Source organism: Chitinophaga sp., assembly GCF_036566945.1.
Taxonomy (GTDB): domain Bacteria; phylum Bacteroidota; class Bacteroidia; order Chitinophagales; family Chitinophagaceae; genus Chitinophaga.
This window is the reverse complement of the sequence record NZ_DATCVJ010000732.1, coordinates 1-9,403: the sequence shown is the minus strand read 5'-3', so window position 1 is coordinate 9,403 and position 9,403 is coordinate 1. Positions and strand designations below refer to the sequence as shown.

9 protein-coding genes are annotated in these 9,403 nt (G+C 43.5%); 4 read left to right on the top strand and 5 right to left on the bottom strand.

Features of this window, described 5'->3' with window-relative positions; all coding sequences use genetic code 11:
• Window positions 1–150: 150 nt before the first annotated feature.
• Window positions 151–906: a geranylgeranylglyceryl/heptaprenylglyceryl phosphate synthase gene (locus tag VIP81_RS22045; protein WP_133806845.1), complete on the top strand. Its 756-nt coding sequence runs from the start codon at window positions 151–153 to the stop codon at window positions 904–906.
• 98 nt (window positions 907–1,004) lie between these two features.
• Here the strand turns inward: VIP81_RS22045 and VIP81_RS22040 are convergent, their stop codons facing one another.
• Window positions 1,005–1,733: a LytR/AlgR family response regulator transcription factor gene (locus VIP81_RS22040; RefSeq protein ID WP_291920193.1), complete on the bottom strand. Its 729-nt coding sequence runs from the start codon at window positions 1,731–1,733 to the stop codon at window positions 1,005–1,007.
• A gap of 91 nt (window positions 1,734–1,824) precedes the next feature.
• The gene (locus tag VIP81_RS22035; protein WP_331966422.1) at window positions 1,825–2,709 is read right to left on the bottom strand and encodes a sensor histidine kinase; all 885 of its coding nucleotides are present in this window, start codon (window positions 2,707–2,709) and stop codon (window positions 1,825–1,827) included.
• Between the two features lie 375 nt (window positions 2,710–3,084).
• Between VIP81_RS22035 and dxs the strand changes: the two genes are divergently transcribed.
• From dxs to VIP81_RS22020, 3 genes are all read left to right on the top strand, one after another.
• Complete coding sequence (gene dxs / locus VIP81_RS22030; RefSeq protein WP_331966417.1) at window positions 3,085–5,010, top strand: 1-deoxy-D-xylulose-5-phosphate synthase; 1,926 nt, start codon at window positions 3,085–3,087, stop codon at window positions 5,008–5,010.
• A gap of 85 nt (window positions 5,011–5,095) precedes the next feature.
• Window positions 5,096–6,142 carry a ferredoxin--NADP reductase gene (locus VIP81_RS22025; RefSeq protein WP_331966414.1) on the top strand — a complete coding sequence of 349 codons (1,047 nt, stop codon included), beginning with the start codon at window positions 5,096–5,098 and terminating at the stop codon, window positions 6,140–6,142.
• A gap of 124 nt (window positions 6,143–6,266) precedes the next feature.
• Window positions 6,267–7,382 carry a PAS domain-containing protein gene (locus VIP81_RS22020; RefSeq protein WP_331966412.1) on the top strand — a complete coding sequence of 372 codons (1,116 nt, stop codon included), beginning with the start codon at window positions 6,267–6,269 and terminating at the stop codon, window positions 7,380–7,382.
• 5 nt (window positions 7,383–7,387) lie between these two features.
• On the opposite strand, the gene VIP81_RS22015 is transcribed toward VIP81_RS22020, so the two are convergent.
• The 3 genes from VIP81_RS22015 to VIP81_RS22005 form a co-directional block, all read right to left on the bottom strand.
• On the bottom strand, window positions 7,388–7,765 hold the full coding sequence (locus tag VIP81_RS22015) for a hypothetical protein (protein ID WP_331966409.1): 378 nt from the start codon (window positions 7,763–7,765) through the stop codon (window positions 7,388–7,390).
• Between the two features lie 135 nt (window positions 7,766–7,900).
• The gene (locus tag VIP81_RS22010; protein WP_331966406.1) at window positions 7,901–8,626 is read right to left on the bottom strand and encodes an HAD-IIB family hydrolase; all 726 of its coding nucleotides are present in this window, start codon (window positions 8,624–8,626) and stop codon (window positions 7,901–7,903) included.
• Between the two features lie 122 nt (window positions 8,627–8,748).
• A partial coding sequence (locus VIP81_RS22005) for a pirin family protein (RefSeq protein WP_331966403.1) occupies window positions 8,749–9,403 on the bottom strand: 655 nt, incomplete at its 5' end.

Genomic DNA, 9,403 nt, shown 5'->3' with positions numbered 1-9,403 from the left:
TAACAAAAAATTTGCAGTTGTATAACATATAATCAAGTAGGTATCATAAAGTTCATGAATAGAATATGAATTGAATGCATATTTATATAGCACTGTGTGTTATTAATAAAAATATTATACATTTGCGACAACCGGAACAATGCGCTATTGATGTACAATAACATATACACTTCGTTCATCGAAAGAAAGGCTAAAAAGGAAAAGGCATTCGCGGTTTTAATTGATCCGGATAAGGTAACACCTGCCGATATCATAGAAATTGCTGCCAAATGCACTGCTGCCAAAGTTGATTATATCTTCCTTGGAGGCAGCCTGGTGATTTCTGATCATCTTGATGAATGCGTACAACAGCTGAAAGCCAGCTGTGATATACCCGTTGTATTATTTCCCGGCAGCCCTTCCCAGGTATCAAAATATGCTGATGCCTTACTCTATCTGTCCGTTATCTCCGGCAGAAATCCTGAATTACTGATTGGTCAGCATGTAGTATCCGCTGCTGCTGTTAAAAAAAGTGGACTGGAAGTGATTTCTACAGGTTACATGGTAATTGATGGTGGAGCCCCCACTACCGTATCTTATATCAGTAATACGACCCCCATCCCGGCAGACAAGGCAGATATTGCGATGTGTACGGCCATGGCAGGTGAAATGCTGGGGATGAAGGTGATTTATATGGATGCCGGCAGCGGCGCCCGTGTACCGATCACTGAAAGTATGATTAGTCGTGTGGCCAGCCAGGTACAGGCTCCTATTATTGTAGGTGGTGGTATCAGGGATGCTGAAAAGGCTTATCTGAATTGCAAAGCTGGCGCCGATATCCTTGTGGTGGGCAACGCCATAGAAAAAGATCTTTCTCTGATTAAAGAACTGGCAGATGCTGTGCATTCTGTACCAGTAAAAGCATAAGCTTTTAGCAGTTAGCTTTTAGCAAAATGCAGCGAAGAACATGTTATGTTAATCTTCGCTGCATTTTGCTAAAAGCTAAAAGCTAACTGCTAAAAGCTCTAAAGGCTCATCATTTCCTTAAATTTCACCGCTTGCCTGCGGCTCACTTCAATTTTTTCGCCTCCCCGCATTTCCAGCAACAGGCCACCATTAAAGTAAGTATCAATCTTTTCAATCATTCGCAGATTTACGATATGCTTACGGTTTGCACGAAAAAATGTACGCTCATCGAGCCTTTCTTCCAGCGCATTCAATGACTTAAGGATTAATGGTTTGTTAGTTTCAAAATACACCCTGGCATAGTTACCCACACTTTCAAACAGGCGTATTTCCTGTAGTTTCACAAACCAGCAACGGTCCCCGTCTTTCACAAAAACCTGGTCATTTTCTGACAATAAGTTGCGGATTCCTCCGGTGGCAGCCAAGCGATCCTTTTCATCCTGCTGATGCAATTTATGAATAGCATCCGCCAGACGCTTAGGTTCTACCGGTTTTAACAGGTAGTCCAACGCATTGTACTCAAATGCTTTCAATGCATACTCATCATATGCAGTTGTGAAAATCACCTGCGGTGTTTTTTCCAGCTCTGCCAACAAGTCAAAACCCGTCTTGTCAGGCATCTGGATATCCAGAAACAGTAAATCAGGATGCAGTGTTTCTATCTTTTCTATACCATCCTTCGCGTTCACAGCTTCTCCTACCACCACTATCTCCGGGTGATCTGCCAGCAATTTTTTCAGTTCACTCCTGGCCAGGCGTTCATCATCTATTATCAATGCTTTTTTCATTGGCAATATGAAGTTTGGTTGATGATTTAATTGATTAAATAATAATAACTGTATCCGCTATGCAGCGGCTACAGCGGTTTATAACAAGTGATTAGAGCAAAGGCATCACTACAGTAGCTTCTACCGTTTGCTCGTCTTTATTCCTGATTTCAAAAGATGCCCTGTTGCCAAACAAAAGACTTAACCTTTGCCTGGTGCTTTGTAAACCAAAGCCATGGCCATTTATACTATTTTCTACTATTTGTCCGGTATTCTCAATGGTGATTACATGCTGCATACCCTTCAGGGAAGAGTTAATACACACAGACCCCCCTTTTATAATCCGGGAAATACCATGTTTAATGGCATTTTCCACCAACGTTTGTAACATCATGGGCGGCACCTGTAATTCCAGTGTATCCGGATCAATTTCATACCTCACATTCAAACGCTCTTCAAAACGGATATGTTCCAGTGCAAGGTAATCCTTTACTATATTCAATTCGTTTTCGAGACTAACCGTCTCCGCTTTCTCTGTTTGCATAGAGCTGCGCAAAATGTTGGAAAGCTCCGTAATAGCCGTTCTGGCACGCTGAGGATTCTCATCTACCAACGCCCGGATACTATTCAACGCATTAAAAATAAAATGCGGATTTAACTGTGCTTTGATTGTTTTAAGCTCCAGCTCTTTTACCGTTGTTTCCAGCTTCAACTGATCCACCTGAGAGCCCCTGTTCCGCTCTATATAATGCCAGATATAGTAGATCATCCACCAGATGATAGAAATACCAAACGCAGATACCAGCCCTTTTATCATACTGGTAACAAGGTCTTCCTGCTTATATTTATACATATAATACATCAGCCCGTTATAACTCACATATAACGTTACCGCTGTACCAGCCACCATTATAAAAAATAAGAAGATCTGCTTCTCAAAACCATAGGCCACCCAGTTACGCTGGTTGATCAATGTTCTGAAAAGATGTGTCGACAATAGGCCTAATATAATGAATATCAATAGGTTAATAAAGTCGGATAGGATAAGTATCGACTTGTCAAGGGCGTAGAAAAAGAAACAATTTAACACAAAATAAGCCGACCATCCCAAAATCTGACACCACCAATATTTGTTTATTTGTCTAAACATTAAATCAAATTAGTAAACTTCACCTATATTCCAAAAATACCCTACAGTCCCCCCCGTAGAAACCTAAATGTTATAAATGGTGAATCAAAATTGGTAAATGGCAGATGCCTGTATCTGAATGGTGAGATATCGCGGATCTGTCCTACTTTCCTGTCACCAGATCACTATTTACCACATATTTTTATGTATTTTTGTTACTTCATATAAACCCTGAGCCCAATCATGAATATAAAGGCAGGTCAACTGTTGAGCCAGATAGAATATCCCGCTGATTTGCGAAAGCTGAGTAAAGAACAGCTTCACCAGGTATGTGAGGAGCTGCGTCAATACATTATTGACGTAGTAAGTGTGCATGGTGGCCACTTTGCGGCCAGTCTTGGTGTAGTCGAGCTTACAGTGGCGCTGCATTACGTTTATAATACGCCCTACGACCAGCTCGTATGGGACGTAGGTCATCAGGCATATGGTCATAAAATACTGACCGGTCGTCGGGAAGCATTTCCGACCAACAGAAAATACAAAGGACTCAGCGGATTTCCGAAAAGAGATGAAAGCCGGTACGACACCTTTGGTGTAGGCCATTCTTCTACCTCCATCTCCGCAGCACTGGGTATGGCCATGGCCTCCCACTACAAAGGCGAATTTGACCGTCAGCATATTGCCGTTATTGGCGATGGCGCCATGACAGCCGGTATGGCCTTTGAAGCGCTCAATCACGCAGGCGTTGCCAACGCCAACGTGCTGATTATTCTGAACGATAACTGCATGTCCATAGATCCTAATGTGGGCGCGCTGAAAGAATACCTGACAGACATCACCACTTCACCCACCTACAACAAAGTAAGGGACGACGTGTGGAACCTGTTAGGAAAATTACCTGTAGGCAAGAAGTTTACCCGCGATATGGCCTCCAAACTGGAAGCCAGCCTCAAAGGTGTTGTATCCAAATCCAGCAACCTCTTCGAAGCACTGAAGATGCGCTATTTTGGACCCATCGATGGCCACAATATCACTAAACTGGCCGATACCCTGCAGGACCTGAAAGATATTCCCGGCCCAAAACTGCTCCATATCGTTACCACAAAAGGTAAAGGCTATGCACTCGCAGAAAAGGATCAAACCACCTGGCACGCGCCAGGATTGTTCGACAAAATCACCGGCGAAATATTCAAAAAACCAGTCACCAGCCCACAACCGCCCAAATATCAGGACGTTTTTGGTCACACCATTATTGAACTCGCAGAAGAAAACGATAAAATCATCGGTATCACACCCGCTATGCCCTCCGGCTCCTCCCTCAAATTTATGATGGAGAAAATGCCGCACAGAGCTTTCGATGTAGGTATCTGTGAACAACATGCCGTTACCTTATCCGCAGGTATGGCTACACAAGGCATGCGCGTATTCTGTACCATTTATTCTTCCTTCTTTCAACGTGCTTTCGATCAGGCCGTTCATGATGTAGCCATCCAAAAGCTTCCTGTAATATTCTGCCTGGATAGGGCAGGACTGGTAGGGGAAGATGGACCAACCCATCATGGCGCCTACGATATCGCCTATATGCGCGGTATCCCCAACGTAATCATCAGCGCGCCAATGAACGAAGAAGAACTGCGTAACCTGATGTACAGCGCCCAACTGCCCGAAAACGATATGCCTTACGTAATCCGCTATCCACGCGGACAAGGTGTAATGCCCGAATGGCGCACACCATTTAAAGCTATCAAAGCCGGCACCGGCCGCAAAATCCGAGATGGTAAAGATATTGCCATCCTTTCCCTCGGACACACCGGCAACTTCGTAACAGAAGCCTGCAAAGAACTTATAGGAGACGGTCTGCAACCCGCTCATTACGATATGCGCTTTGTAAAACCTTTAGATGAAGCCCTGCTCCACGAAATATTCCAGTCATTCGACAAGGTAATTACAGTGGAAGATGGTACCATCATAGGTGGATTCGGTAGCGCTGTGATAGAATTCATGGCCACCAACAACTACAGAGCAGAAATAAAAAGATTAGGCATCCCTGATAAATTAGTGGAACACGGTAAACCGGAAGAACTCTATCGCGAATGCGGTTACGATGCCGCCGGCATTGCCCGCACCACCAGAGAGATGCTCAAGGAAAAAATTACGGTGACCATTTAAGGAATCTAGTTATTTAGCTTAGCTATTTGAATACCTCGTTTCTTCCGGGAACCAGGTATTCAAATAGCTAAATTTTTTTTATACCATGTACTTTCAGCTCAGGATAACAGATATCATACGCGAAACACCCGGTACCTACACCTATAAACTGGAGAATACCACCGGGGAGCCACTGGAATACCTTGCAGGCCAATTCCTGACCTTCCTTATTACCCTCAACAATAAGGAATACAGACGCTCGTATTCATTCAGCTCTACACCCGGCGTAGACCCATTCCTGTCTGTTACCATCCGCGAAAAAGAAAATGGAGAAATATCACGCCACCTGATCCACGCCTGGAAAAAAGGAGATATCGTTACCGCACTGGAACCCTCCGGACGCTTCACTTATGAGAAGACTGCCGCTCCCCTGAAAGACATTTTCCTCCTGGCTGCCGGCAGTGGAATTACCCCTATATTTTCCCTGCTGAAACATATACTAAGGGAAGAACCTGGCGCACACGTTAAACTCATCTATAGCAACAGTACACCGGAAAGAACCATCTTCTACAAGCAATTGCAGCAATGGCAGGCGCAATATCCGGAACAACTACAGGCGATCTACCTTTTCAGCAATGATCCGGATAGTCATCATGCCTATAGAAGACTTAATAATATTTTACTGGAACAACTGGTAACAACTCATCTGCGCTATGACCGCGCAGATGCACTATTTTTCCTCTGCGGACCACCGGATTACATGCGTACCATTCTGCTCACACTTACATTCATGGGTTTCCCGGAAACACAACTGCACAAAGAAAATTTTGTGGTAAATACAGATGCCCGGATCGCTAAAACAACACCACCACCTGATCACGATCTCAAAAAAGTACTCATACGTTACCGTAACCAGGAATATCACCTCTCCATTCCAGGCGATCAAACCATTCTGAGCTATGCCCTGGCAAACGAGGTATTACTACCTTACAGCTGTAAAGGAGGGGTATGCGGCTCCTGTACTGCCCAATGCATAAGTGGTAAAGTCTGGATGCCGGTAAATGAGGTACTAACAGATAAGGAATTGGCGGAAGGACTGGTGCTTACCTGCGTAGGATACCCCGCAAGTGAAGAGATTATTCTTGAATTATGATCAATTATAATGTAAAAAATAGTATCAATCATAAGCCTCTGAGATAATTTTTCTGTTGCTGAAAAAAAAGCTAAATTATCTTCAAAATCAGGTCATGCGGAATGCCCCATTAAAGATGGCTTGTTTGTTTTTATTATTAATTGTCATTTCGATTAACAGCTATCTCCTCATTAAAATCGGTTCCGGAAAGCCTGCCCTGTTGCTCGCCGGCAGTATCCTAATATCTGGTGGGACCTTTATACTTCTTTTTATTGCCTCCGGCTGGCGCAACCAGCGCTCCCTTCAATTCGAGCAGTTGTTTAATGAATATCCCATTCCCATGTGGATCTATGAAAAATCCACCTTGCGCTTCCTTTCCGTAAACGATGCGGCTATCCAAAAATATGGCTTTAGCAGAAAAGAATTCACGGAGATAACGTTGAAAGATATACGCAATAAGGAAGACATACCGCTTTGGCTCAACAATGCCGCAGAACGATGCAATGGCACGGAGTACAGAGGAATATGGCGGCACCGCAAAAAAGACGGCACTAATTTCTTTGTAGAAATTTACTCATTACCAGCTATTTACTTCGGAAAAAATGCCCGCTTTATTATGGCAAAAGATGTAGATGCGGAAGTAAAAGCCTCCAAAGCAGCCCACGAGCTGGGCATTCGCTACGAGCTGCTGGCACAGGCTACCAATGATGCCGTGTATGACAAAAATCTGGAAACCAATAAAGTGGTTTGGAATCATGGTCTCTCAAACCTTTTCCTTTATAACAACCACGAAGATACAGACCTGGTACAATGGTGGCAGAAAAATATACATCCCGTTGACCACGCCAGGGTGACCACTTCTCTGACCGCTTCCATTGCTGCCGGCTTCAATTACTGGTCGGAAGAATACCGTTTCCAATGCGCCGACGGATACTATAAATATGTGGTAGACCGCGCCTTCATCATGTATGAAAACGGCAGGCCATCACGTATGATTGGTATGATACAGGACATAGACAAGCATGTAAAACAAGCCATGCAGCTGGAAGAACAAAACAAGACCCTGAAAGAAATTGCCTGGATCAATTCGCATGAAATACGCCGCCCGGTTGTTTCCATACTCAGCATTACCGGCTTGTTTGATAAAAGCAACCAGGACAGACATCTCAACTCCCAGCTCATGGAATGGCTACATGAATCCACCCAGCAGCTGGATGATATCATTCATAAAATAGAGCATAAAGTAAAAAAACTCCAATGATCATTCTACGGCTCACACGGCATAAAATGATTGAAATCTTCTTTTAACGCTACATATAATTTTTGGAATATTTCCATACGGTGCTGTATGGTATCAAAATCATCAACCGGCCGGTCGTCATGAGTTACAGTTACTGGCGTATCTGATATCTTTTTAGCGCATTGTTTAATGTCGTGATGCATTTCATCTGCGACTTCACGTTGGCGTAGTAAACGGTTTTCAAAATGTTCCACTTGCGTCATTACTTCCCTGGATGCCTTACTAAGCGCAATCTGCTCTAGTCGTTCCCGCATCATCTTTACTTCTGCTCTTACTTCATTTACTTCTTCTTTCCAGGAATTAAGCTGCTGGTGCAGTTCTTCTGTAGGAGTTGATATTTCCATGGTGTATTGATTTATCAATTTAAATGATGATTAAAAAGCTATTCATCATACCAAACGCTGTTGTCAATATCCATATTAATTTACTTACAAAGACCTATTCTAAGGTACAATCTTTTTCTGTTTCACCCGCCACTTTTAACCTTCTTTTTGCAGATAAGTACCGAACTCCGGAAAAAATTCCATGGCCTCCAATATGCCACCGGCGCCTGTACGCCGCGCCTGCAATACATGCGGCATAGCAGCAGTGAGCCTTACTAATTCGGGTTCCGAATCACCTACTACAACGCCTCTAAAACCAGTTGCATACATCGAGTAATCATTCATCGAATCACCCGCCACCAATACCTGCTGATGTGGTAATGCCAGTACGCCTAATAACTGTTGCAATGTGTAACCTTTGTTAATCCCGGCAGGTAAAATATCCAGGTATTTTCCGGCAGACAACACCAGGTCGCATTGCAGAGAAGTAGCTACCAATCGGGCGCCATCAATATCTGTAGCTTCATCATAATAGTAGGAGCAACGGTATTGCTGATGTGCTTCCTGGTGCAATAATCCGCTGACTTTTTTCAGTGTCTCCCTCACATGATCTCCCGGCCATCTGGCTGCAATCTCTGCCTGTACCGGCTCTACTGCTGTGAGGGTGGGCAGGTGCATAACGGTAGCGCCCACATCTCCAATAATATATTCGGGTCGGGGTAATGCAGTATCTTCCAATAACTGCAGCACACTCCGTATACCCCTCCCTGTTACAAATACCAGCTGTATGCTTTTATTATGACGTAACAGTGTATATAATTGTTCTTTATCTTCAGCGGTACCTCCTAAAAATGTACCATCCAGATCTGTAGCTAATAACATGATGCTGATTCTCCGTAGTAGGCTGTTTAATAATGATATCAATAATAAAAATAGAAAAAAAAGACCAGCCTTATCGGCTGATCTTTTTTAGATGTAACGGGTTAGTGTATAATGATGTATGATTAGTTCAACATTGGTACATCTATCAGCAAAAACTCTGCCGGTTTGATGACTTCAATATTAGCTTTGTCATATTCAGACAAGCCAATCGCGTCGCGTGTTTGCAATATTTCACCATCTACTTTTACTTCTCCACTCAGCAGGAACAAATAACTGCCTATACCGGCTGCTTTAGGGGTAATGTCCAGCGTTCTGCCGGCATCAAATTTACCTAAGGTAAACCAGGCATCTTGTTGCAGCCACAGCGCATCGGTTGCTTTATCTGGCGAAACGACTACCTGCAAAGCATTTTCACGAGCGGCAGGATCAAATGTTTTCTGATCATATCGGGGAGTTACATTTCTTTCTGAGGGTATTACCCAAATCTGAAGGAAACTGACATCTTCTGTTTTTGAAGCGTTAAATTCCGAATGTACCACACCTTTACCTGCACTCATAATCTGTACATCATTCTTGCGGATCACTTCCTGTTTACCGGTATTATCGCGGTGTTCCAGCGCGCCATCCAATACAATAGATACGATCTCCATATTATCGTGCGGATGAGCGCCAAATCCCATTCCTCCTTTTACTTCATCATCATTCAGTACACGTAATGCACCAAAGTGAATCCTGTTTGGATCGTAGTAATTAGCAAAACTAAATGTATGATGGCTC

Coding starts and splice junctions, on each gene's coding strand:
- dxs (WP_331966417.1), top strand. CDS start 3,085: ATGAATATAAAGGCAGGTCAACTGTTGAGCCAGATAGAATATCCCGCT.
- VIP81_RS22015 (WP_331966409.1), bottom strand. CDS start 7,765: ATGGAAATATCAACTCCTACAGAAGAACTGCACCAGCAGCTTAATTCC.
- VIP81_RS22010 (WP_331966406.1), bottom strand. CDS start 8,626: ATGTTATTAGCTACAGATCTGGATGGTACATTTTTAGGAGGTACCGCT.
- VIP81_RS22025 (WP_331966414.1), top strand. CDS start 5,096: ATGTACTTTCAGCTCAGGATAACAGATATCATACGCGAAACACCCGGT.
- VIP81_RS22045 (WP_133806845.1), top strand. CDS start 151: ATGTACAATAACATATACACTTCGTTCATCGAAAGAAAGGCTAAAAAG.
- VIP81_RS22040 (WP_291920193.1), bottom strand. CDS start 1,733: ATGAAAAAAGCATTGATAATAGATGATGAACGCCTGGCCAGGAGTGAA.